The 23,007-nt window shown below is 66.3% G+C and carries 21 protein-coding genes; 10 read left to right on the forward strand and 11 right to left on the reverse strand.

Annotation, left to right across the window (positions count from 1 at the left end):
- Positions 1-112 precede the first annotated feature (112 nt).
- From HXX15_RS14450 to HXX15_RS14480, 7 genes are all read right to left on the reverse strand, one after another.
- The gene (locus HXX15_RS14450) at positions 113-1,156 is read right to left on the reverse strand and encodes an ABC transporter ATP-binding protein (RefSeq protein ID WP_296516750.1); all 1,044 of its coding nucleotides are present in this window, start codon (positions 1,154-1,156) and stop codon (positions 113-115) included.
- Positions 1,153-2,151 (reverse strand): ABC transporter ATP-binding protein, encoded by a 999-nt coding sequence (locus HXX15_RS14455; RefSeq protein WP_296516751.1) that lies wholly within the window; start codon positions 2,149-2,151, stop codon positions 1,153-1,155. Before HXX15_RS14455 ends, HXX15_RS14450 begins: the two co-directional genes overlap by 4 nt.
- 2 nt (positions 2,152-2,153) lie before the next feature.
- Positions 2,154-3,056 (reverse strand): ABC transporter permease, encoded by a 903-nt coding sequence (locus HXX15_RS14460; RefSeq protein ID WP_296516752.1) that lies wholly within the window; start codon positions 3,054-3,056, stop codon positions 2,154-2,156.
- Complete coding sequence (locus tag HXX15_RS14465; protein ID WP_296516753.1) at positions 3,053-4,033, reverse strand: ABC transporter permease; 981 nt, start codon at positions 4,031-4,033, stop codon at positions 3,053-3,055. The genes HXX15_RS14460 and HXX15_RS14465 overlap by 4 nt, the downstream gene beginning before the upstream one ends.
- 29 nt (positions 4,034-4,062) lie before the next feature.
- Positions 4,063-5,655 (reverse strand): ABC transporter substrate-binding protein, encoded by a 1,593-nt coding sequence (locus HXX15_RS14470; protein WP_296516754.1) that lies wholly within the window; start codon positions 5,653-5,655, stop codon positions 4,063-4,065.
- An 89-nt stretch (positions 5,656-5,744) separates the two neighbouring features.
- Positions 5,745-6,704 carry a CobW family GTP-binding protein gene (locus HXX15_RS14475; protein ID WP_296516755.1) on the reverse strand — a complete coding sequence of 320 codons (960 nt, stop codon included), beginning with the start codon at positions 6,702-6,704 and terminating at the stop codon, positions 5,745-5,747.
- Positions 6,701-8,344, reverse strand: coding sequence for an amidohydrolase (locus HXX15_RS14480; RefSeq protein WP_296516756.1), 1,644 nt, complete (start codon positions 8,342-8,344; stop codon positions 6,701-6,703). Before HXX15_RS14480 ends, HXX15_RS14475 begins: the two co-directional genes overlap by 4 nt.
- 230 nt (positions 8,345-8,574) lie before the next feature.
- On the opposite strand from HXX15_RS14480, the gene HXX15_RS14485 reads away from it, so the two are divergent.
- The gene (locus HXX15_RS14485) at positions 8,575-10,104 is read left to right on the forward strand and encodes a PLP-dependent aminotransferase family protein (protein WP_296516960.1); all 1,530 of its coding nucleotides are present in this window, start codon (positions 8,575-8,577) and stop codon (positions 10,102-10,104) included.
- 30 nt (positions 10,105-10,134) lie between these two features.
- Here HXX15_RS14485 and HXX15_RS14490 read toward each other — a convergent pair whose 3' ends face one another.
- A complete protein-coding gene (locus HXX15_RS14490) occupies positions 10,135-10,923 on the reverse strand; it encodes a sulfite exporter TauE/SafE family protein (protein WP_296516757.1) in 789 nt (262 codons plus the stop codon).
- A gap of 12 nt (positions 10,924-10,935) precedes the next feature.
- Complete coding sequence (locus HXX15_RS14495) at positions 10,936-12,447, reverse strand: aldehyde dehydrogenase family protein (protein WP_296516758.1); 1,512 nt, start codon at positions 12,445-12,447, stop codon at positions 10,936-10,938.
- A gap of 205 nt (positions 12,448-12,652) precedes the next feature.
- Between HXX15_RS14495 and HXX15_RS14500 the strand changes: the two genes are divergently transcribed.
- From HXX15_RS14500 to HXX15_RS14510, 3 genes are all read left to right on the forward strand, one after another.
- On the forward strand, positions 12,653-13,069 hold the full coding sequence (locus tag HXX15_RS14500) for a nuclear transport factor 2 family protein (RefSeq protein ID WP_296516759.1): 417 nt from the start codon (positions 12,653-12,655) through the stop codon (positions 13,067-13,069).
- Entirely contained in the window at positions 13,066-14,460 is a 1,395-nt protein-coding gene (locus tag HXX15_RS14505; RefSeq protein ID WP_296516760.1) for an FAD-binding oxidoreductase, read from the forward strand. Before HXX15_RS14500 ends, HXX15_RS14505 begins: the two co-directional genes overlap by 4 nt.
- A gap of 373 nt (positions 14,461-14,833) precedes the next feature.
- A complete protein-coding gene (locus HXX15_RS14510; protein WP_296516761.1) occupies positions 14,834-15,577 on the forward strand; it encodes an HAD-IA family hydrolase in 744 nt (247 codons plus the stop codon).
- 85 nt (positions 15,578-15,662) lie between these two features.
- On the opposite strand, the gene HXX15_RS14515 is transcribed toward HXX15_RS14510, so the two are convergent.
- Positions 15,663-16,088 carry a PaaI family thioesterase gene (locus HXX15_RS14515; RefSeq protein WP_296516762.1) on the reverse strand — a complete coding sequence of 142 codons (426 nt, stop codon included), beginning with the start codon at positions 16,086-16,088 and terminating at the stop codon, positions 15,663-15,665.
- 76 nt (positions 16,089-16,164) lie between these two features.
- Here HXX15_RS14515 and HXX15_RS14520 point away from each other — a divergent pair, with 76 nt between their 5' ends.
- Together HXX15_RS14520 and HXX15_RS14525 are read left to right on the forward strand one after the other, a co-directional pair.
- Positions 16,165-16,794, forward strand: a complete 630-nt coding sequence (locus HXX15_RS14520) for a CoA pyrophosphatase (protein ID WP_296516763.1) — start codon at positions 16,165-16,167, stop codon at positions 16,792-16,794.
- 220 nt (positions 16,795-17,014) lie between these two features.
- On the forward strand, positions 17,015-18,091 hold the full coding sequence (locus HXX15_RS14525; protein WP_296516962.1) for a hypothetical protein: 1,077 nt from the start codon (positions 17,015-17,017) through the stop codon (positions 18,089-18,091).
- A 35-nt stretch (positions 18,092-18,126) separates the two neighbouring features.
- On the opposite strand, the gene HXX15_RS14530 is transcribed toward HXX15_RS14525, so the two are convergent.
- A complete protein-coding gene (locus HXX15_RS14530; protein ID WP_296516764.1) occupies positions 18,127-18,435 on the reverse strand; it encodes a hypothetical protein in 309 nt (102 codons plus the stop codon).
- A gap of 239 nt (positions 18,436-18,674) precedes the next feature.
- On the opposite strand from HXX15_RS14530, the gene HXX15_RS14535 reads away from it, so the two are divergent.
- The 4 genes from HXX15_RS14535 to HXX15_RS14550 all read left to right on the forward strand — a co-directional run bounded on the left by HXX15_RS14535 (position 18,675) and on the right by HXX15_RS14550 (position 22,986).
- Positions 18,675-19,154, forward strand: coding sequence for a hypothetical protein (locus HXX15_RS14535; RefSeq protein ID WP_296516765.1), 480 nt, complete (start codon positions 18,675-18,677; stop codon positions 19,152-19,154).
- 194 nt (positions 19,155-19,348) lie between these two features.
- Positions 19,349-20,296: a TAXI family TRAP transporter solute-binding subunit gene (locus HXX15_RS14540; RefSeq protein WP_296516766.1), complete on the forward strand. Its 948-nt coding sequence runs from the start codon at positions 19,349-19,351 to the stop codon at positions 20,294-20,296.
- 204 nt (positions 20,297-20,500) lie between these two features.
- Complete coding sequence (locus HXX15_RS14545; protein WP_296516767.1) at positions 20,501-22,615, forward strand: TRAP transporter permease; 2,115 nt, start codon at positions 20,501-20,503, stop codon at positions 22,613-22,615.
- Positions 22,612-22,986, forward strand: a complete 375-nt coding sequence (locus HXX15_RS14550) for a DUF1850 domain-containing protein (RefSeq protein ID WP_296516768.1) — start codon at positions 22,612-22,614, stop codon at positions 22,984-22,986. The genes HXX15_RS14545 and HXX15_RS14550 overlap by 4 nt, the downstream gene beginning before the upstream one ends.
- Positions 22,987-23,007 lie beyond the last annotated feature (21 nt).

A 23,007-nucleotide genomic window follows, 5' to 3' on the forward strand; every position in this document is an offset into this window, starting at 1 on the left:
CCGCGATCGCAGATCGTCAGGGCCGTCACGGCGATGCGAACAAACGGTGCCGGGCCTGCGCGCGTCAAGCGCGAGGGGCAGTTGCGGGCCGACGGCATCCGCCATCCGCCGCTCAGCCCTGGCTGACAGCGAATTCCGGCGGGGGGATCTCGTCCTTGCGGTGGCAGGCGACGAAGTGCTCCGCGCCGATGGCGTCGAGATAGGGCGATTCCTCGCGGCAGCGATCGACGGCGAACGGGCAGCGTTGCGCGAAGCGGCAGCCGGGCGGCGGATCGACCGGCGACGGCGGATCGCCCTTGACCAGATAGCGCGCCTTCAATTCGTCGCGCAGCGGTCCTGGCGGCACCGCGGCGGCGACCAGCGACCAGGTGTAGGGATGGCGCGGTTCGGTGAACAGCACCGACGCCGGCGCCTGCTCGGCGATCTTGCCGAGATACATCACCGCGATCTCGTCGCAGAAATGCTGGATCACGCCGAGATCGTGCGAGATGAAGATGTAGGTCAGCCCGCGCTCGCGCTGCAGCTTCTTCAGCAGGTTGAGGATCTGCGCCTGGATCGCGACGTCGAGCGCGGACACCGCCTCGTCGCAGACGATCAGCTCCGGCTCCGGCGCCAGCGCACGTGCGATGCACAGCCGCTGCCGCTGTCCGCCGGAGAACTGGTGCGGAAACAGGTCGGCGGCCTCCGGCGGCAGGCCGACCTCGGCGAGCAATTGCAGCACGCGCGCATCGCGCTCGCTCGGGGTGCCGATCTGCAACAGATCGAGCGGCTCGCGCACCTGGTCGCCGGCGCGCCGCCGCGGATCGAGCGCCGAGAACGGATCCTGGAACACGATCTGCAGATGCCGGCGCACCTGCCGCAACGGCTCGCCGGTCAGCGGCATCACGTCCTCGCCGCGGAACACGATCTGGCCGGAGGTCACCGGCACCAGCCGCAGGATCGCCTGCGCGGTGGTCGATTTTCCGGAGCCGCTCTCGCCGACGATGCCGAAGGTGGTGCCGCGACGGACCCGGAAGCTGACGCCGTCGACGGCATGGACGAAGGACGGCTTCGACCACGGCCGTTGCCGGCCGGTACGGAAATGCACCACCAGGTCGTTGACGTCGAGCAGATACGGACTGCCCGCGACGGGCCACATGCTGTCCTGAACGATCATGCTGCGATCTCCGCGACGCGCCAGCACGACACCGCATGTCCCGCCGTGATGTCGTGCAGCGGCGGCTGCGGCCGCGACCGGCAGATCGCGCCGGCGTTGGCGCAGCGCGCCAGGAACGCGCAATCCGGCCCGCGGGCGCCGAGCGACGGCACCATGCCGGGAATCTCGCCGAGGTCGACCCATTGCTCGGGCCGGGCCGTGCCGACGCTCAGATGCGGCACGCAGGCGAGCAGGCCGCTGGTGTAGGGATGACGCGGCCGGTCGACCAGCTGCTGCGCCGGTCCGGTCTCGATGCAGCGGCCGGCATAGAGCACGGCGACGTCGTCGGCGAGTTCGGCGACGGCGCCGAGATCGTGGGTGATCAGCACGATCGCGGTCTCGGTCTCGTCCTGCAATTGCGCCAGCAGATCGAAGATCTGCGCCTGCACGGTGACGTCGAGCGCGGTGGTGGGTTCGTCGGCGATCAACAGCTTCGGCCTGCAGGCCAGCGCCATCGCGATCATCACCCGCTGCCGCATGCCGCCGGACAATTGATGCGGATAGGCCTGAGCGCGCTGCTCGGCGGCGGGAATTTGCACCGCCTTGAGAAAGCCGACCGCCTGCTCGGCGGCGTCGGCGCGGCCGAGCCGGCGGTGATAGCGCAGCACCTCGGCGATCTGGTCGCCGACGGAGTAGAGCGGATTGAGCGCGGTCATCGGCTCCTGGAACACCATCGACATCGCATTGCCGCGCAGCGCCCTCAGCCGCCGCGGCCGCGCCGTCAGCACGTCCTCGTCGTCGAGCAGCACCCGGCCGCCGGTGATCACGAAGCCGTCCGGCAGCAGCCGCATGATCGCCAGCGCGGTCATGCTCTTGCCGCAGCCGGATTCGCCGACCAGCGCGATGGTGCGGCCCTTGTCGACAGTGAACGACAGATTCTCCAGCACCGGGACCAGCTCGCCGGTGCGGCTCGTCATGCTGACGCTGAGATCGTCGACGCGAAGCACCGGGGCCATTGTCACCTCCGTCGCAGGCGCGGATTGACCGCATCATTGACGCCGTCGCCGACCAGGCTGATCGCCAGCACCGCGAGAAAGATCGCCGCGCCGGGGAACGTCACCGCCCACCAAGCGTCGAGCACGTAGTTGCGGTTCTGTCCGATCATCAGCCCCCAGCTCATGGTGTTGGGGTCGCCGAGGCCGAGGAAGCTGAGCCCGCCCTCGAACAGGATGGCGACGCCGATCGCCAGCGTCGCCGAGACGATGATCGGCGGCAGCGCGTTCGGCAGTACCACCCGCAGGATCAGATGCGCGTTGCCGGCACCGGCGGCACGCGACGCCTTGATGAAATCGAGGTCGCGCAGCCGCATGAATTCGGCGCGCGTCAGCCGCGCCGCCGCGGTCCAGCTCACCGCGCCGATCGCCAGCGTGATGGTGGTGAGCTTCTGGCCGAACAGCGTCACCAGCACCATCGCGAACAGCAGCGGCGGCAGCACCTGGAAGAATTCGGCGATCTTGACCAGCGCGCTGTCGATCCAGCCGCCGAAGAAGCCGGAGAGCGCGCCCACGGTGACGCCGATGCTGATGGTGATCAATGCGGCGACCGCGCCGACCATCAGCGTCGCGCGGCCGCCATGGATCAGGCCGGCCAGGATGTCGCGTCCGAGATAGTCAGTGCCCAGCAGCGCATCGGCGGAGGGCGGGGTGAACGGCAGGCCGGCGATGTCGAGCGGGTCGACCGGATAGACCAGCGGCCCGAACAATGTGCCGAGCACCAGCACCAGCAGCATCGCGGCGCCGGCGACGCCCGACGGGCTGCGCAGGAATTGCCGGAACGCGGCCTTGGTCGGCGACGCCGCCTTGGCGGCCGGCAGCGCCGCCGGCGCCGCAGCCACGATCAGCGACGGATCGAGCGTGCTCATCTGGCCCCCGCGCGGATTCGTGGATCGATCAGCCGATACACGATGTCGGTGATGATATTGGCGGCGATCACCATCATGGCGGAGAAGAACAGCACCGCCATCAGCGTCGGGTAGTCGCGGCGCAGGATCGAATCGAACACCAGTCGCCCCATCCCGGGCCAGCTGAACACCGTCTCTACCAGTACCGCGCCGGCGAACAGGTTACCGAACTGCAGCCCGACCACGGTGACGATCGGGATCAGCATGTTGCGTAGCGCATGCTTGACGATCACCACGGTTTCCGGAAGCCCCTTGGCGCGCGCGGTGCGAATGTAGTCCGCCGACAACACGTCGATCATGTTGACCCGCGCCAGCCGGCTGTATTGGGCGATGAACACCAGCGCCAGCGTCAGCGACGGCAGCACCAGATGCTTGGCGACGTCGAGCAGATAGGCGAAGCCGGTCTTGGGATTGACCACGTCGGCCATGCCGCTGACCGGCAGGATAGGCCACACCGACCCGAACAGCAGCAGTAGCATCAGGCCGGTCCAGAAGATCGGCGCGGCGTAGCCGGCCAGCGACAGCACGGTGACGCCGTGGCTGAGCAGGCCGTTGGGCCGCCGCGCGCTGACTACGCCCAGCATGGTGCCGACCAGCACGGCGGCGATCAGCGACGAGAACGCCAGATACAGCGTCGCCGGCAGCCGTTGCAGGATCAGGCCGAGCACCGGCTCGTTGAAGTAATACGAGTAGCCGAAGTCGCCGCCGGCGACGTTGTGCAGATAGGTCATCAGTTGTTCGAACAGCGTGCGGTCAAGGCCGTATTTGGCCCGCAGCGCCGCCACCACCTCCGCCGAGGCGCCGCCCATCTCGCCGGCGATCACTTGCACCGGATCGCCCGGTGCAAGATGGATCAGGCAGAAATTGAGCACCAACACCGCGAGCAGCAAAGCCGCGGCGTTGACCAATTTCCCCAGGATATGCGCGACGAGATTCATGGTGCGCCTTTGCGTGCCGAGCGGCGGTGTCAGGTCTTCGGCGGCGTCGCCCAGTACAGTTCGTCGAGCGGCGACATCACCCCCCAGATCGTGGTCGGCAGGCCGGAGAGCCCCTTGCTGAAGGCGTTATAAAACGGCGTCGCGTTGACGAAGTAGATCGGCGCGTCCGACACCACGATCTTCTGGAACTCGGAATACAGCGCCTTGCGCTTCTCCGGCGAGGTTTCCGTGGCCGCCTTGGCGAGGATCTCGTCGACCTTCGGGTTGCTGTATTGCTGGGTGTTGGACCAGATGATGCCCTTGCGGATGTTGGAGGTCAGATAGGTGCGGTCGACGCCGATCACCGGATCGCCCCAGTTGAACACGGTGTCCATGGTGAGGTCGAAATCGTGATTGGCGACGCGCTGCGCCCAGGTCGGGAAATCCGACGCCGCCCGCACTTCGATCTTGAGTCCGACCTTCTTCAGCTGCGAGCGCAAATATTCGGCGATGTTGCGCTGCTGCTCGTCGGCTCCGGGAATATAGTCGATGGTCAGCGTGGCGCGGGTGCCCTCGGCGTCGGGCTTGAGCCCGGCTTCGTCGAGCAGCTTGGTGGCCTTGGCAAGATCGAATTTGTAGGTCTCGACCTTCTTCTCCTCAAGCAGCGATCCCGGCGCGATCGGGCCGGTCGACGCCGTTGCCTTGCCGCCCATCAGCTTGTCGATGATGAAGTCGCGATTGGCGGCGAAGCCGATCGCCTGACGCACCCGGACGTCGTCGAGCGGCTTCTTCTTGGTGTTGAAGGCGAGCCAGTTCAGCGGACCGATGCCGGCGAAGCCCTTGTCGGTGACGGTGAGGTTGGGGGACTTCTCGAGCCGGGCGATGTCGCGCACGCCGCTGACGAACGGCACGATGTTGACCTCGCCGCGTTCCGCCGAGACCATCATGGCGTTGGGATCGGAGATCAGCCGCACCACGATCTTGTCGAGCTTCGGCCGGCCCTTGATGAAGAAGCGATCGAATTTCTCCAGGGTGTAGAATTCGCCCTGCTTGTACTCGGTCAGCCGGAACGGACCGGAGCCGACCGGCTTCAGATTGGCCGGATGGGTCTTGATATCCTGGCCGTCGCCATAGACGTGCTTGGGCAGGATCGGCATCAAGGCCGGCGACATCGCCAGCAGCAGCGCCGGATGCGGGTGCGACAGCTTGATCACCGCCGTATAGGGATCGGGCGTCTCCACCTTGTCGACCGCGGCCAGCATGGTCTGGAACGGGTGGTTGGCCTTGATCGCGATGATCGAGAACGCGACATCCTCCGAAGTCACCGGCTGGCCGTCGTGGAACACGGCGTTCTTGACCAGGTTCAGGGTCACCGACAACCCGTCCGGCGACACCTTCCAGGATTCCGCCAGATACGGCTTCGGATTCCAGTTGTCGTCGTAGCGCAGCGGGCTGGCGAAGATCTGGGCGCTCGGCATCGCGGTGGCGATACCCGATTGCACCGCGCCGTTGAAATGCCGCGGCACCTGCGTGCTGCCGATCACCACGGTGCCGCCCGCGGTCTGGGCGCGCGATGGCCCCGGCAGGCCGAGCATGACGGCGGCCCCGAGGGCTGTGACGAGGAGGGATCGCTTCGACAACATGGGCAGGACTCCGCTCTGAAGGGTGAAGGATGACGTGGACCGATCGGCACCACGCGGGTGCCGACGAAGCGCGGCAGGCAGGACGGCTCTCACGACAGAGCCCGGGGCGCGAGCGCCCGGTCGAGAATGGCGTCGAGTTCGGCCGGCGGCGGCAAATCGCTGGTGCCGACGCCGACCAGCACGATGCCCGGCGTCGTCGCCGGCTGATCCGGCGTTGGCGACGACAGCGTCCAGACCTTGTCGACCATCTGGAACACCTTGGCGTCGGCGTCGCCGTCGAGGCGGCACGATCCTTTCAGCCGCAGCAGTTGCGGCGGCAGCGCGGCGACCGCGCCGGCGAAACGGTTGCGGTCGAATGCGCCGTCGCGCCGATAGGCCCAGCGGCTGAATTCGGCGTCGTGATCGGGCACGTCGGATGGCGTGGTTTCGGCGCAGATGAAATTGGCGGCGGCGGTGCCGCCCAGCGCCGCCAGCGTCGGCATCGTCGCGCGCGACGTCACCACGATGCGCAGCTCCGGCCGCAGCGCGATCAGCGCCTTGCGGGCGGTATCGAGTGTCTCGGCATCAACTAGATCGCTCTTGTTCAGCAGAACGACGTCGCAGCGCTCGAACTGGCCGCGCACAGTGTCGCCGACACGCGGGTCGGTCAACAGCCGGGCGATCCGCGTGGCGTCGGCTATGACGATGACGCGGTCGAGCCGCAGCGTCGGCTCGACCAGCGCGATCTCGGCGATCCGCCACGGATCGCCGACGCCGCTGGCCTCGATGACGATGTGCTCGAACGGCGTTTCGGCGTCGAGCACCCGGCTCATGGTCTCGATGAAGCCGCCGCCGATGCTGCAACAGATGCAGCCATTGGTCAGCGTCATGGTGGCGCCGTCGTGGCGCTGGATCAGCGAGGCGTCGATATTGATCTCGCCGAAATCGTTGACCAGCACCGCGCTACGTGGAGCGCCGGCGGCGAGCAGATGATTCAGGAAAGTGGTTTTACCAGCGCCGAGAAAGCCGCCGATCACCGTGACTGGAATGGTCGCGGACGATCCCGTCATGCGCGAGGCGCCTCCTTGACGAGGCCACCGACGACGGTGCCCCAGATCGGAATATCTTTCAGCCGCTCCGGCGCCACCGTCAACGGGTCATCCTCGAGCACCACGAAATCGGCGAACTTGCCGGTCTCGATGCTGCCGACCAGGTGATCCAGCTTCAGCGTATAGGCCGCACCGATGGTGACCGCACCGAGCGCCTGCTCCACGGTCAGCGCCTCGGTGTCGCGGCCGAGCACGCGCCCGCCCGACGAGATCCGGTTGACCGCGCACCACACCGTGAACAGCGGCGCCAGCGGCGTCACCGGCGCGTCGGAATGAATCGCATAGGGCACGCCGAGCCGTTGCGCGGTACCGGTGGCGTCGAGCCGGGCGGCGCGCTCCGGTCCCATGGTCAGCTCGTAATGCGCGTCGCCCCAGTAGTACAGGTGATTGGCGAACAGGTTGACGCAGACCCCGAGCGATTTCATGCGCCGGAACTGCGCGGCGTCGGCCATCTGGCAATGCTGCAGGGTGTGACGATGATCCGGCCGCGGCGCCGCGATCTGCGCCGCTTCGATCGCATCCAGCGCGAGTTCAGTCGCCTCGTCGCCATTGGTATGAATGTGCAACTGAACGCCGGCGCGGTGATAGGCTTCGACCAGCCGCGGCAATTCCTCCGGCGCGATATACCACAAGCCGTTGGCGGCGCCGTTGTGATAGCCGGGCCAGCGCAGCCGCGCGGTGAAGCCCTGGATCGAGCCGTCGACCACCAGCTTGACGATGCCGTAGTGCAGCTTGTCATTGCCGTCGGCGCGTAGCGCCGCCAGCTTGGCGATCGCCTGCTGCGGGGTGTGCGACACCGAGGCCAGCGCCGGCACCAGCCGGACGCCGAACTCCGAGTCCTCGGTTGCGGCCCGATAGACTTCGAGGGTTTGGTCGGTCAGGTCGTTGTGCAAATCGGTGATGGTGGTGACGCCCTGGACGCAGGCGGACGCGGCGTAGCGCGCGACGTCCTTCTTTGTCAGGTTGCCGGATTGCGGATTGCGTCCGAGCGCGCGAAACGCCCGCAGCCGCGCGGCGATGCCCTGCAGCTCGCCGCTCGCCAGCCCATCGGCGCCGGCGACGACGCCGGAAATGTCGGTGGCGCGCAACAGTTGGGTCAGCTCCAATACCTGGGTATTGACGTTGCTGATATGGAAGCTGGCGTGGATCACCATTACCGATCGCGTGGTCGAGACCCGATCGAGATCCTGGCGGGTCAGCATCTTGCTGCCGATATGCAGCGGATCGAAGCCCCAGGCGAACAGCGGCGCTTCCGGATCGGTCATCGCCGCCTCGGCCTGTTGCAGCCGGGCGACGATCGCATCGATGTCGGGTGCTCCGGGAACGGTGCGGCCTTCAGGCGAGCGGCGGTCGAACGCGCCGACGTAAGGCAGCAGCCACATCAGGCCTTCCATGATGTGGCTGTGGCCTTCGACGAAGCCGGGCAGCAGCACCTTGTCGGCAAAGCGCTCGTCGAGTCTGGCGCCACCGACGCAAAGCTCCGCGGCTGTCCCCGTCGCCACGATGCGGCCGTCGCGTACCGCGACATGCGTCGCGCTCGGCCGCGACGGATTCATCGTGATGATGTTGCGGGCCGCAAAGACTACGGTGTCGTGGCTCACGCTGTGTCCCCTCAAACTTGCGACTGCGAGCGTGAAGCGATCCACCGTGCCAGACTAGCGCCAGATGCCAAGCACGAATAGGGCCAGCGGTTCGCTTAATGTCGCTGCTCGGTCGCGGTTAATGGCTTGCTTCTTGCATATCGAATGCATCAGCGGCAACATCCGAAACCGGCGGCGATCAACGCGGCCGTCGGATTTGCAGGGGGATCGATTTGGGCAAGCTCGCACAGCTGACATTTCGGAACGCCGCAGGTTCTACCGCCGCCCCCGGCAACAACGACGCATTGTTCTGGGGCGCGCTGTTCCAGGGCCTGAATCGGGGCGGATCGTTCCTGCAGTTACAGATCAGGCAAATCATCGTCACCGCGATCGAGGATGGCAGGCTGCCGCTCGGGATGCGGATGCCGTCGAGCCGCGATCTCGCCGCGGTGCTCAAGGTGTCGCGCAACACCGTGGTGATCGCCTTCGAGCAATTGGTCGATCAGAACTTCCTGGTGTCGCGCCAGCGCAGCGGTTATTTCGTCGCCGGTCTGCCAAAGAAGTTCGCAACCGCCGCGCGCCAGCCCTTTGAGGCGGCGAGCCGCGGCGACGAACAATGGACCTCGCGCTTCGCGCTGCGGCCGTCGGCCTACCGCAATATCGTCAAGCCGCTCGACTGGCAGGCCCATCCCTACCCATTCATTTTCGGCCAGTTCGACCCCAGCCTATTTCCGACCAATGACTGGCGTGAAAGCGCCCGCGCCGCGCTCAGCGTCTCGGAAATCAACAATTGGGCGCGCGACCTGATCGATGGCGACGATCCGGCGCTGATCGAGCAACTCCAGCTTCAAGTGCTGCCGCGCCGCGGCATCCACGCCCGCTCCGACGAGATCATGATCACGATGGGCGCGCAGCACGCGCTGTATCTGATCGCCACCTTGTTGATCAAACCCGACACCAGGGTCGGGATCGAGGAGCCGGGCTATCCCGACGCCCGCAACATCTTCCGGATGCTGACGCCGAATGTGGTACCGCTGCGTTCGGACGCCCACGGCGTGGTGCCCGATGCGAGTTTCGCAAGCTGCGCGCTGGCCTATGTGACCGCAAGTCATCAATGCCCGACGTCGGTGGTGATGCCGCTGGCGCGGCGGTTGGCGTTGCTGAAGGCGGCGCAGGATGGCGACGTCGTCGTGATCGAGGACGATTACGAGGGCGAGTTGATGCCGGAGGCGGCGACGCTGCCGCCGTTGATGAGTCTCGATCGCCACCGCAACGTGCTCTATGTCGGCAGCCTGTCGAAGGCGCTCGCGCCCGGACTGCGGCTCGGCTACGTCGTGGCGCCGGCGCCGGTGATCCGCGAATTGCGCGCGTTGCGGCGGCTGATGCTGCGTCATCCGCCGCTCAACAATCAGCGCGTCGCCGCGCTGTTTATCGGCCTCGGCCATTATCGGTCGCATCTGCAGCAGGTCGGCAGCGTGTTGCTGGAGCGCGCGCGGATCCTCGACCGGTTGCTGCCGCGGCATCTGCCGGACTGCACCTGGTCGCGCGGTACGGGCAGTACCAATTACTGGATTTCCTGCCCGCCGGGCATCGACGCCACCAGCCTGGCGCGGGCCGCGCTCGAAGAAGGCGTGGTGATCGAACCGGGCGACGTATTCTCGATGGATGAGAATGCCAGCCGGCATTGCTTCCGGCTCGGCTTCTCCTCGATCCGCACCGACCGCATCGAGGTAGGCATCGAGCGGCTCGGTCAGGTGCTGGCGCGGCAACGGCGGTCCTAGGCTGCGACGGCTGAGCGCCGACGCGCCGCGTCACATCAATTCGCTGATCCCCTTGATGGCGCTGCCGAGCGCGATCAGTCCGAGGCTTGCGATCGACACTTGACGGTGCAGCGCGTCGCTGCCGCGGCGAAAGCCGTATTCGCCGATCATGGTGCCGAGCAGCATCACCGGCCAGGCGATCGCCGCCAGCCACAGCACCCGGGCGCCGACCAGTCCGACCGTGGTCTCGCTGATGAAGGCCGCGATCGAGGTGGCGAGAAACAGCACCAGCAGCGAGGCCCGCGCCGCGACCCGGCCGAACGGTCCGGACATGTAGTACACCACCGCCGGCGGCCCGGGCATCGCCGCCAACCCGTTGAACAGGCCGGCGATTAGGCCGACCGCGGCGGTGATCGGCCGGTCCGGGATTGCGGCCAGCGCAAAGCCGCGGCCGAGCAGCCAGACCGCGCCGGCGGTGATCATCGCGATCACGATCCGCGCCACCGGCGCCGGCGCGACGCTGAGCGCCAGCGCGCCGAGCGGCGAGCCGATCACCACGCCTGCGATCAGCCAGCGCAGCGACGGCCAATGACAATCGCGCGAGGCGCCGCGCAGATCGGTGAGGCCGCCGAGCAGCTGCAGCGCGACGGCGACCGGAACGGCCTGCGCCGGCGCCATGAAAACGCCGAGCAATGGCACCGCCGCCAGCGCGAAGCCGAAGCCGGTGAAGCCGCGCAGCAAGGCTGCGATCAGCACCACCGCCAGCGTGCTGCCGACGATCATCGGCGTCAGCGATGCTGCGGCGAAGGCGGCGTGCGCCGCCGCGATCGGGTCATCCATGCTGATGTCCGGTCATCGCATATCGATGACGATGGTCTTCTTCCGGGTGAAGTGCTCCAGCATGGCCTCGAGCGAGGCCTCCTTGCCGAGACCGGACTTCTTGAAGCCGCCATAGCTCAGATTGGGCTGGATCGTCAGGTTCTGGTTGACCTGGACGTAGCCGGCGTCGAGCCGCGCTGTGGCGCGCAACGCGGTGCGCAGGTCCATCGTCCACACCGTCGCGGCGAGCCCGAAATCGCTGTCATTGGCCTTCGCAAGCACGTCGTCCTCGTCGCTCCAGGACTGCACGCAGACCACCGGTCCGAAGATCTCCTCGCGCATCAGCGGACTGTCCTCCGGCAAGCCGGTGACGATGGTTGGCTGCAGGAACAGGCCGTCCTTGAGATGGCTGGCGGTGGGCAGCGCGCCGCATCGCAGCGTGGTCGCCCCCGGTGTGGCTTCGCCAAGCGCGATGTAGGATTCGATCTTGGTCTTCTGCTTTTGCGAGATCACTGTGCCGATGTCGGTGGCCTCGTCGAGCGGGTCGCCGATCGTCAGCGTCGATACCGCGTCGCGCAGCGCTGCGACGAAATCATCGAAGCGGCTGGCGTGGACGTAGATCCGGCTCGCCGCGGTGCAGCTCTGGCCCTGCCGGGTGAAGCGCATCCCGGCGACCGCGCCGGCGACCGCGCGCGGCAGATCGGCGTCCGGATAGACGATCATCGGGCTCTTGCCGCCGAGTTCGAGGCTGACCGGAATGATTTTCCGCGCGGCGCTTTGATAGATCAGTTCGCCGACCGCCTGCGAGCCGGTGAAGGTGACCTTGGCAACGTTGGGATGTTCCACCAGTGTCATGCCGCAGTCGCGGCCGGTGCCGCAGATCACGTTCAGCACGCCGGGCGGCAGCAATTCGGCGATCAGTCGCGCGGCCTCGATAGTGGCGAACGGCGCTTCTTCCGAGGCTTTCACAACGACCGTGTTGCCCGCCACCAGCGCTGGCGCGATCTTCAGCATCATCAGCACCAGCGGCACGTTCCACGGCAGGATCGCCGCGACGACGCCGAGCGGTTCGCGGGTGGTGAAGCTAAGGACCTGCGGATCGAACGGCAGCGTCTCGCCTTTCAGCTCGGAGGCGAGGCCGGCATATAGGGTGATAATGTCGATCGCGACCGCGATCTCGCCGCGGCATTCGGTGCGCAGCGCCTTGCCGGTTTCCAGCGCCAGCACCGCGGCGATTACCTCGGATCTTTCCGCGATGCGCTGCGCCGCCTGCGCCAACAGCCTGCCGCGCTGTCGCGCCGGGGTGGCGGCCCAGATCGGATAGGCGGCTGAAGCGGCATCGACCGCTTTGGCAACGTCATCCGAGGTGGCCGCAGGCGCGCGGCCGAGTACCTGCCCCGTCGCCGGATCGATGACGTCGAGCGTTGCCCCGGCGACGGCGGTCACCAGTGCGTTGCCGATCAGATGACGACCGGCGAGCTGCTGCAACAGCTCTGACACGGCGGCGGCGATGGCGGGGTCGATGCGGGTCGCGATATTGATCATCGCGCCACCCTGCCGGCGTCGCGCCCGACCGCGAAGGTCCAGCCGACACCAAGCCGTTGGGCCAGCCGCCGTTCTGGCCGCAGACATCGCCCGATCTGGTTCTACGGCCGGCGCCGTGCCACGTGCCATTTGGCTCACGACAAACGTCGGCCGATCCCGCGCGAGTATCGCGCCGCTGATCGCCCGCCATCATGATGGGATTTGCATGCCTGACCTCAACGCCGTTCGCGCCGCGCTGCTGGAACAATTGTTCGCAGCGTTCAACCGCCACGACGGCGCCGCCGTGGTGGCCTGCATGACCGACGACATCGTGTTCGACGCCGCCGCCGGACCCGAAATGCATGGCCGCCGCTTCGCCGGCGCGGCCGAGGTCAGCGCCGCGTTCGAGCGCACGTTTGCGGATTTTCCCGACGTCAGCTGGGAATGCACCCGGCACGCGGTGTTCGGCGATCGCGGCCTGTCGGAATGGATTTTTCGCGCGACGGTGAAAGACGGCACGCGGATCGAGGCCGAGGGCTGCGACCTGTTCGACTTCCGCGGCGGACTGATCTGCGGCAAGCGCGCGTTCCGCAAGGACCGGCCGCCGCAGCCGGCGACGACGGCCAAGGCGGCGGCGTCATGAACATGCCGACCAAGCTGCCGCCGCTCGGCGCCTACGATCCGCATTATGATCCGCTGGTCAGCGACGGCCCGGGACACAATCGCGACTACGCGCCGACCTATTGGCACGCAACCGCCGGCGCGTTGCCGCAGGACGACGGTCCGATCGCGCGCGACATCGACTGCGACGTGGCGATCGTCGGCTCCGGCTATACGGGCCTTGCCTGCGCGATCTTCCTGGCGCGCGAATTCGGCATCAAGGCGGTGGTGCTCGAGGCCAATCGCGTCGCTTGGGGCTGCAGCACCCGCAATGGCGGCCAGGCGCAGAACGCGGCCGGTCGATTGTCGCGGTCGCAATGGATCGCGCGCTGGGGTCTCGATATCGCACGGCGCCTGCATGCCGAGGTGCGGGACGGCTTCGAGACCTTCGAGGCGCTGGTTAGTAGCGGCTCGATCGACTGCGAGCCGCAGCGCGGCGGACACCTCTATATCGCGCATCGCCAGCGCTATCTCGAAAAGATCACCACCGAGGCGAAGCTGCTCAACGATCAGTTCGGCGACGCCACCCGCGTGGTGAGCGCGGAGGAATTGCGTCGCGATTTTCTCGATGAAGCCGAGGCGGTCGGCGCGGTGCTCGAGCCGCTCGGCACCGGGGTGCATCCGGCCAAGCTCGCCTTCGGCTATCAACGCATGGCGCGCGAACTGGGGGCGCGGATTCATCCGGCGAGTCCGGTCGCCGAGATCCAATACAACAACGGCGCGTATCATCTGCGCACGCCGGGCGGCACGGTGCGGGCGCGCGCGGTCGGCGTCGCTACCGGGGCCTATACGGCGGCCGGCCTGACGCCGGCGTTGAGCGGGCGCCTGATGCCGATCCTGTCGAATTCGATCGTGACCCGGCCGCTGACCGCGGCCGAGCTCGACGCCACCGGATTCCGCACCAGGCTGGTACTGACTGACACCCGTACGCTGCGGCATTATTATCGCCTGCTGCCGGACAACCGCGTCCAGATCGGCAGCCGCAGTGCCATCACCGGCGCCGACGCCAGCCATCCGCGACACCTTCAGGTGCTGGTCGACGGCTTGCATCGCAAGTTTCCGGCGCTGCAGGGCATCGAGATCGACTACTCGTGGTGGGGCTGGGTCGACGTCAGCCATGACATGATGCCGCGCATCTTCCGGCCCGACCCGCAGCGCAATTTGTTCTACGCGCTCGGCTATGGCGGCAATGGCGTGTCGTATTCGGCGCAGGCTGGACGCCGGATGGCGCAGATGATCGGCGGACGGGGATTTGCCGGGCAGGACCTGCCGATCTTTACGTCACCGCTACCGGCCCACAGCTTCGCGCCGTTTCGCCGGCTCGGGCAGCGCATGCTGTATCGCTGGTATCACGCCCGCGACGAGGCGGTCTGACCCGGGCCGGTCCTGTCGGCTCGACTAGGATTCCTTGACCGAGTGACGCGGTTATCAGGACCACGGTCCGGTGTCGTTTTCGTCCTGAATCACATGATCGCAATTGTAGCAGCGAAATACCGTCTTGGGAGGGGCCTGGCGGCGGCGCGGAAGCCGGCCGAGCAGCTTCATCTCGTTGCCGCATTTTTCGCAGCTGCGTGATGACGGATCGGAAGCCGGGGGAAGGATCATCATAAATGCGATCAATCGAAAGGGAATCTGTTAGGAGGACTTTACACTTTGCCCGCCACTTAGTCAGGCCTGAATATTCATCACTTAGTTAATGGCGTGTATTGCGATCTGCCTGCAACTCTACTCTCGGGATGAGGAATCCATGAAGCCAACCGCGTTGATCTTCGATGTCGACGGCACCTTGGCCGAAACCGAGGAACTGCACCGGCAGGCCTTCAACGAGGCCTTCGCGACCGCCGGATTGCGCTGGCATTGGGACGCCCCGACCTACCGCAGGCTTCTGGATGTCGCAGGCGGCAAGGAGCGCATCGCGCATTTCCTAGCGATCGCCGAAGACGTCCGACTGGACGCCGGCCAAATCGCGGACCTGCACGCCGCCAAGACTCGGCGCTACACCGCGCTGGTTGCTCAGGGCGCTTTGCTGCGGCCGGGCGTTGCGCGGCTGATTGCGGAAGCACGCGCGGCCGGCGTGGCATTGGCCATTGCCACCACCACCAGCCTGCCGAATGTCGAGGCGCTGTTGTGCGCCGCGCTCGGCGACGATGCGCTTGACGCCTTCGCGGTGATCGGCGCCGGCGATGTGGTCGGGGCGAAGAAGCCGTCGCCGCAGATCTATCACTATGTCCTGGAGCGGCTGGCGCTCGACGCCGCCGATTGCGTCGCCTTCGAGGATTCCAGCAACGGGGTGCGATCCGCGCGCGGCGCCGGGATTCCCACCATCGTCACTCCCGGCATCTACACCGAGGGCGACGATTTCGCCGGCGCGCTAGCGGTGTTGAGCAATCTCGGCGAGCCCGAAGCGCCGTATCGCCATCTGGCCGGCGCCGGGGCCGATGACGCCATGGTGACGCTCGACGTGCTGTCGCGCTGGATCGCGGCGATCTGAAACCCAGGCCGGATCCTCAAACGATCAATCCAGGCGCCGACCTCGGCATAGTTTGCTGACCGCAGTCGGTGCTGCAGCCCGGCAGCTAATGTCGCGCGCGGACGACCTTGAACACGCCGTGGGCGAGAATGATGCAGCGGCGCTCGACGCTGATTTCGGTCGAGGTGAAGATCAGGCTCTTGGTGCTGCGCACCACCCGCGGCTTCGAGATCAGGATCTCGCCGATTGTCGCGGCGTCGACGAAATGGGTGTCCATTTGCACCGTGGCGAGATTCGGCGCGCCGGAGATGTAACGCGCCGCCATTCCGGAGGTGCGGTCGGCCATCGTCATCAGCAGCCCGCCCTGCACCAGCCCGCGGCGATTGCGGTGCTTGTCCTGCGCCACCAGTGCGAATTCATGCACGCCGTCGACGTTGCGCTCATATAGCGGCCCGACCAGATCGATGAAACCTTCGTCGTGGACCACCGTCCAGCCCGCGGCTTTCAGTGTCTTGGCAACCGCATCGGCCATGCATCGTCCCTCGTTCGGGCCGCATCAGCCGCGGCTCACGGTTTCCTCAGTCACGCCGCCGGTGTAGTCAAGCGGGATGAGCCATTCGCACGACGACGCCACCCGCATCCGGATCGCCGCAGGCTGCGCGGCGTTCGCGCGGCTCGTGACCGACGACGCCCATGCCGGGCTGAAGCGCGCCGCGGTGGCGATCACTCTGGTCGAGACCGACGATGCCGACGGCGCCGCTCTGCTGCTGACGCTGCGCGCCGCCGGCCTGCGCGCCCACAGCAATCAATGGGCGCTGCCCGGCGGGCGCTGCGACCCCGGCGAGACCGCGGTTGCGGCTGCGTTGCGCGAATTGCACGAAGAACTGGGGCTCGCGCTGTCGGCCGATGACGTGCTGGGCCAGCTCGACGATTACCCGACCCGGTCCGGCTATCTGATCACGCCGGTGGTGGCGTGGGCGCCGGCCGGCTCGGCGCTGGCGCCGAACCCGGACGAGGTCGCCTCGGTGCACCGAATCGCGCTCCGCGACATCGCGCACGCCGACGCGTTCGATTTCACCACGATACCGGAAAGCGCGCGGCGGGTGATCCGGTTCCGCTATGCCGGCGATTTCATCCATGCGCCGACCGCGGCGCTGATCTATCAGTTCCGCGAACTGCTGGCCGGCCGTACCACCCGCGTCGCCGAGCTGGAACAGCCGGTATTCGCCTGGAAATAGCGCGACCACCATGCGACCGGGTGCCGCGAACAATTCTCGGTGAATCGTTAGGCTTTGTTTAACCAACACTGGCATCACGATGGACCGAGATTTCGAGGCGCCCATGTTCCATCGATTGTCTAGCCATTGGCCCATCTACCTGCCGCTCGCGCTCGCGCTGATCGCGCAGCCGGCGTTTGCCGGCGACGCGGCACGGCTGCTGCCAACGATTGCCGACGCGATGGCGCAAGCCACTTCACCGCAGGCGATTGCCGAGTATCGTCGCAAGCTGCGGGAATATCAGGAGGCCCGCGCCGCGTTCGACGAGGAGGCCGGCGCCTATTGGAGCGCGGTGTCCGACAAGCGCCGCACCCGCAACGCCAAGCGCCGCGACCATGTGGCGCTGACGCTCGACGACTACGTGCTGACCCAGCCACCTCTCTATACCGGCCCGAAGCGACCGGTCGATCCGGAGCCGTCGGAACAGCCGCCGCGCGAACGTAAGGAGATTCCGGTGGTCGCCGATCTGCTGCAGGCCGCGGCCGACCATTTCCAGTTCAGGCCGCAGCGCCCGGCCAACGAACTCGACTTCAAGCGCGCCTATGCCCGCGTGGCGAGGGCGGCGGGGCTGACGCCGCAGCAGGCGGTTCGGGTTTATGCGTTCGAGACCGGCGGCAATGGCAGCCACGACATGCAGTCGGGCCTGAGTTCGCGCCCGGGATCGCGCGCGATCTCGACCGCGATCGGCTACAATCAGTTGCTTACCACCAATAGTGTCGAGCTGATCGCCGAACAGGGCCATCACTTCGTCAAGGCGCTAAGCGAAAAGGCCGCGCAACTCTCCGGCGCAGCACGCAAGGCGCTCGATCACAAGATCGCGGTGCTGAAGCGGATGGTGGCGTTCACCCGAACGGTGCCGGACGAATGGGCCGCGCATGCCAGGCTGGCCGACACGCCGCAGGGCTGGGCGGTGCACGCCATGGTGCTGGATCTCGACGTCGGCCCCTTACTGCAGACCCACAAGCTGTTGACCTCGGTGATCTTCGCGCAGCAGAAGGGCCACAATCGCCCGCTCACCGCGGCCGAACTGGAGATGATGAATCTGACCGGCGACGGCACCGGGCTCGACATGGTGACGATGCCGCTGTCGATGCGCGAACAGGTGCCGACCGCGAATTTCTTCCAGCGCTCCGGCTACGAGCGCAATCCAGTGGCGATCCGCCACAATACCGTGGCCAAGCTGCTGGCGGTCACCGATGCCCGGATGGACGCCAACAGCAATCAGCAGGGCGCCCGCGATCTCGCCGCGGCGTTCTAGCTCTCGATCGGGATCGAGCCGCGCGCGACGCCGGCCTATTGCTCCGGCCCGAACTTGAAGTTGCCGTCGTCGCCCAGGAACGGTCCCTTGCGCATGTAGAGCTGGCCGTTGGCGCCGAGGAAGAACAGGGTGTCTTTCGGCACCTTCTTGGCGCCCTTGAACAGCTCCTTGGCATTGTTGGTGCCCATCTTGTAGCTGAAGGTCTTGCCGTCGCTGTCGTAGCCATAGCCCCGGTCGGGCGCCAGCACCCATGGCATCGGCGCTTCGGCCGCAGCGAATGCCGACGTCGCAAATGCGCTCAATGCCGCCGTCGCGAGCAGCATCTTGATGGTTGGTGTGGTCATGTCTGCCGTCTCCAAATCATTTCCAGACGAGTTGTTGGGCGATCGATCGCAGCCATGCCGCATCGATTTTGAACAAATCACGAACGGGGTTTGCACGTCAATACGACCGGCGGTCACGCGGCACCGTCGCGGACGCGAGTTCGTCATTCCATCGCTTGGGCTTCGCGATTATCTTTCACCGGGGGCGATTTCGAACTAAAAGCCGGCCGCCGCGAAATGCCGGCGAAGGGGATGATTCGATGCTTGAAACGACCAAGAGCGTGCTGCTGTCCGGACTGTTGGCGCTCGCGCTGACGTCGGCTGCGAAGGCGGACGATTTCAAGCTCAGCAACAATCAGCGGATCTCCTGCAGCCGCGGTTTGGCGCCGGGCAAACTCAATACCGCGACCTGCAAGTCCTACGCCTATCTGTTCAACGTCAAGACCTCGGAATATTTCCGCTGCCAGGTCAGCCTGGCGCTGACCCGTGACAACAAGGAAATCATCAACGTCCAGGCCGACGGCAGCTGCGTCAAGAAGCCCCGGATCTTCGAGACCGACTCCAACTATTCGTTCGATGCCACCGAGACCGAGCCGCCGAACACCAATTCATTTTTCGGGCCGGGCGGCTACTCGGTGTGGGCCAGCGACGACGTCGCGAAAAAGGTGCGTGGCTGCATCACCATCGCGTCCGGTCTCGGCTCCGACATGTCGAAATGTGTCGACATGAATTTCGAATAGCGGCTTCGTCACCGCCGCACCCGGGCGGTTCCAACATCCTGCATTGCAGCAACGGCTCGGCGCATTTCCGTCGGTAAACGGAGCGATGCCGGCCGGTTCCGTGATTTGCTCGATCTTTGGTCGATTTGACGGGTTGACCGCGGCGCCTCGCCCGTCCAGTTTCCGTGCAAATAAGAAGGGGGAGTCATTCGCTCATGAAGCCGAGATTGTTCGCTATTGCCGCTGCCGCTGCTCTGGTTCTGTCCGCACCGCAGGCGCGTGCCCAACAATTCATCAATGTGCTGACCGGCGGAACCTCCGGCGTGTACTATCCGCTCGGGGTGGCGATCGCGAAGATCTACAGCGACAAGATTCCGAACGTGAAGACCCAGGTCCAGGCGACCAAGGCGTCGGTGGAGAATCTGGTGCTGCTGCAGCAGGGCCGCGGCGAGATCGCCTTCAGCCTCGGCGACTCGCTGAAGGCGGCCTGGGCCGGCGACGAGGAGGCCGGCTTCAAGGCGAAGCTGGACAAGCTGCGGGTGATCGGCGCGATCTACCCGAACTACATCCAGATCGTCGCCACCGCCGACAGCGGCATCAAGACCATCGCCGATCTGAAGGGCAAGAGCCTGTCGGTCGGCGCGCCGAAATCCGGCACCGAGCTGAATTCGCGGGCGATCCTGAAAGGCGCCGGGATGGACTACAAGGACATCGGCAAGGTTGAGTATCTGCCGTTCGCCGAATCCGTCGACCTGATGAAGAACCGCCAGCTCGCCGCTACCCTGCAGTCCGCGGGTCTCGGCGTTGCTTCGCTGAAGGATCTCAGCAACTCGGCCGAAATCACCGTGGTGGCGGTGCCCAAGGACGTCGTCGACAAGATCGGCCCGCCCTTCGTCGCGGCGACGATTCCCGCCGGCACCTACAAGGGCCAGGACAAGGATGTCCCGACCGCGGCGGTGGTGAACTATCTGGTCACGAGCACGGCGGTGTCGGACGATCTGGCCTATCAGATGACCAAGCTGGTGTTCGATGCGCTGCCGGAACTCGCCAACTCGCACGCCGCCGGCCGCGAGATCAAGCTGGAGACCGCCGCGACCGGAAGTCCGGTGCCGCTGCACCCCGGCGCGATCCGCTACTTCAAGGAAAAAGGCTTGATCAAGTAAGCTCGATCGGGTGAGATGTTTCGCGGGTGTGATGGCTGGGCTTGACCCGCCTGCGGGGCCGAAGCCCCATCGTCGCGGCGAAAGCCCGGCCATCCATCGTCTTGTTCAAATTATGATGTGATGGATGCGCGGGTCGAGCCCGCGCACGACGTCCAACAAGGGGTGACGACGTGCAAACATCTCGCGCTCTGGAAACGATTCTCGATGCTGCAGCCTGAGACGACGATCGATCACCACGCCGCCGTCAAGGTTCCGTTCGACAATTTCGAGCACGGCTTTCCGGAAGGCTTCGGCCCGCGCGGCTGGCGGCATCTGGCGTATGGAGTCGGCATCGCTTTCGCGACGTTCCAGCTCGTGGTCGCGGCGTGGAACGTGCTGCCGAGTCAGGTGGTGCGCGGCGTTCACGTCGGCTTCTTGATCCTGCTGACCTTCGGGCTGATCGGCAACTTCACCGCCAAGACCGGATTCGGCCGCGCGCTCGGCTGGATCGTCGGCGGTGTCGGATTTCTCTGTGGCCTGTATCAGTGGATCTTCTACGCCGACCTGATCGCGCGCGACGGCGATCCGACCCGGCTCGACCTCGCGGTCGGCACGCTGCTGGCGGTGCTGATCTTCGAGGGCACCAGGCGGCTGATGGGCCTGGCGCTGCCGCTGATGTGCGGCGCGTGTCTATTGTACTGGTTCTTCGGCCAGTATCTGCCGGCGCCGCTGAACCATCGCGGCTATGATTTCGACCAGGTGATCACCCATCTGTCGTTCGGCACCGAAGGCTTCTACGGCGTGCCGATCTACGTCTCGGCGACCTACATCTTCCTTTTCATCCTGTTCGGTTCGTTCCTCGAGCGCGCCGGCATGATCCAGCTGTTCACCGACGTCTCGCTCGGCCTGTTCGGCGGCACCCGCGGCGGCCCGGCCAAGGTGGCGGTGTTCGCCTCCGGCATGATGGGCACGATCTCCGGCTCCGGCGTCGCCAATGTGGTCACCGTCGGACAGTTCACGATTCCCTTGATGATCCGCTTCGGCTATCGCCGCGCCTTCGCCGCCGGGGTCGAGGCCACCGCCTCGATGGGCGGCCAGATCATGCCGCCGGTGATGGGCGCGGTCGCCTTCATCATGGCGGAGACGCTCGGCGTCGACTATTCGGTGATCGTCAAGGCCGCGGTGATCCCGGCTCTGCTGTATTTCGCCTCGGCGTTCTGGATGGTGCATCTGGAGGCCGGCAAGCACGGCCTGGTCGGGATGAGCAAGGCCGAGATCCCGAGCGCCTGGAAGGCGCTGGTCAATGGCTGGTTCCTGGTGCTGCCGCTGGCGGCGCTGGTCTACATGCTGTTCGAGGGCTTCACCCCGCTCTACGCCGGCAGCATCGGGCTGTCGCTGACGGTGGCGCTGATCCTCGGCGCCAGTATCGTCCAGGGCTTCTCCAGCAACGCGGTGCGCTTCATCTTCTGGATCGGGCTGGCGCTGATCGCCGGCGCGGTGTTGCGCGACGGGCTCAACATCTTCGCCGTCGCCGGCATCGTCGGCGTGCTGGTACTGTTCAGCGCCGTCAGCCGCGGCGGCCGCAAGACGCTGGTCGACTGCCGGGATTCGCTCGCCGACAGCGCCAAATCGGCGCTCACCGTCGGCATGGCCTGCGCCATCGTCGGCACCATCATCGGCATGATGACGCAGACCGGCGTTGGCACCATCTTCGGCGGCTGGGTGATCGGGCTCGGCGAGAAGAGCCTGTTCCTGGCGCTGGTGATGACGATGCTGCTATCGATCCTGCTCGGCACCGGGATTCCGACGATCCCGACCTACATCATCACCGCCGCACTGGCGGCGCCGGCGCTGGCCAAGCTCGGCGTGCCGCTGCTGGTCAGCCACATGTTCGCGTTCTACTACGGCATCATGGCGGACCTGTCGCCGCCGGTGGCGCTGGCGGCGCTGGCGGCCGCGCCGATCGCCAAGGAAAGTCCTGACAAGATCGGCTGGGAGGCGATGCGGATCGCGCTCGCCGGCTACGTCATCCCGTTCATCGCGGTGTATTCGCCGGCCTTGATGCTGCAACCCGGCGACCCGATGACAGCGAAGATCGGCTTTTATGGCGCGGTAGTCTACGCCAGCGTCAAGGCGCTGGCCGCGATCGGGCTGTTCGGTATGGCGGCGATCGGTTTCCTGTTCACTCGGATGTCCGTGCTGGAGCGGCTGGTCGCGCTGGCGGCCGGCCTGCTGCTGCTCGGCGAATTTCCCTATAGCGACTGGGTAGGCTATCCGCTCGGGCTCGCCATCCTGCTGTGGCAGTGGCGGCTGCGGCCGCGCGGCGCGGTGGCGGCTTGAGCCTCTGCCTCGCCTCGGCGGGTGCGATCAAGACGCTGGCGCTGGCGGCATTCACGCTGGTGTGGACTCATTCGATCGAAAAGGTCGACTGGCAGGAGGACTGGCAGGTGACGCCGCAGGGACTCGTATTGCTGCGGGCGCGGGTCAAGGGCTCGGGCGCCGGTATGGAGCCGCCGCCCGAGGCGCGATTGCTCGACGGCTGGTTTCAGTGGGACGTGCTTCGGCCGCCGCTGCCGGAACTGCTGCTCGGTAATTCCGCCGCCGCCGGCGAATGGCGGCTGTGCGAGGGTGGCCGTTGCCGCACGCTGTCGGAGATTCTCGGCCACCCGGTCGGCGTCGATGTCACCAAAATGAGTGTCTGCGAGCCGTAGCCCGGATTTCGCCGGCGCTTC

Source organism: Rhodopseudomonas sp., from assembly GCF_013377015.1.
Taxonomy (GTDB): Bacteria; Pseudomonadota; Alphaproteobacteria; order Rhizobiales; family Xanthobacteraceae; genus JARJEH01.

Bases quoted from the DNA above. Each gene is read 5' to 3' on its own strand.
- HXX15_RS14525 (WP_296516962.1), top strand. From the start codon at position 17,015: ATGGCGCAAGCCACTTCACCGCAGGCGATTGCCGAGTATCGTCGCAAG.
- HXX15_RS14535 (WP_296516765.1), top strand. From the start codon at position 18,675: ATGCTTGAAACGACCAAGAGCGTGCTGCTGTCCGGACTGTTGGCGCTC.
- HXX15_RS14465 (WP_296516753.1), bottom strand. From the start codon at position 4,033: ATGAATCTCGTCGCGCATATCCTGGGGAAATTGGTCAACGCCGCGGCT.
- HXX15_RS14515 (WP_296516762.1), bottom strand. From the start codon at position 16,088: ATGGCCGATGCGGTTGCCAAGACACTGAAAGCCGCGGGCTGGACGGTG.
- HXX15_RS14490 (WP_296516757.1), bottom strand. From the start codon at position 10,923: ATGGATGACCCGATCGCGGCGGCGCACGCCGCCTTCGCCGCAGCATCG.
- HXX15_RS14520 (WP_296516763.1), top strand. From the start codon at position 16,165: ATGAGCCATTCGCACGACGACGCCACCCGCATCCGGATCGCCGCAGGC.
- HXX15_RS14475 (WP_296516755.1), bottom strand. From the start codon at position 6,704: ATGACGGGATCGTCCGCGACCATTCCAGTCACGGTGATCGGCGGCTTT.
- HXX15_RS14495 (WP_296516758.1), bottom strand. From the start codon at position 12,447: ATGATCAATATCGCGACCCGCATCGACCCCGCCATCGCCGCCGCCGTG.
- HXX15_RS14450 (WP_296516750.1), bottom strand. From the start codon at position 1,156: ATGATCGTTCAGGACAGCATGTGGCCCGTCGCGGGCAGTCCGTATCTG.
- HXX15_RS14470 (WP_296516754.1), bottom strand. From the start codon at position 5,655: ATGTTGTCGAAGCGATCCCTCCTCGTCACAGCCCTCGGGGCCGCCGTC.
- HXX15_RS14455 (WP_296516751.1), bottom strand. From the start codon at position 2,151: ATGGCCCCGGTGCTTCGCGTCGACGATCTCAGCGTCAGCATGACGAGC.
- HXX15_RS14545 (WP_296516767.1), top strand. From the start codon at position 20,501: ATGCTGCAGCCTGAGACGACGATCGATCACCACGCCGCCGTCAAGGTT.
- HXX15_RS14500 (WP_296516759.1), top strand. From the start codon at position 12,653: ATGCCTGACCTCAACGCCGTTCGCGCCGCGCTGCTGGAACAATTGTTC.
- HXX15_RS14460 (WP_296516752.1), bottom strand. From the start codon at position 3,056: ATGAGCACGCTCGATCCGTCGCTGATCGTGGCTGCGGCGCCGGCGGCG.
- HXX15_RS14540 (WP_296516766.1), top strand. From the start codon at position 19,349: ATGAAGCCGAGATTGTTCGCTATTGCCGCTGCCGCTGCTCTGGTTCTG.
- HXX15_RS14530 (WP_296516764.1), bottom strand. From the start codon at position 18,435: ATGACCACACCAACCATCAAGATGCTGCTCGCGACGGCGGCATTGAGC.
- HXX15_RS14510 (WP_296516761.1), top strand. From the start codon at position 14,834: ATGAAGCCAACCGCGTTGATCTTCGATGTCGACGGCACCTTGGCCGAA.
- HXX15_RS14505 (WP_296516760.1), top strand. From the start codon at position 13,066: ATGAACATGCCGACCAAGCTGCCGCCGCTCGGCGCCTACGATCCGCAT.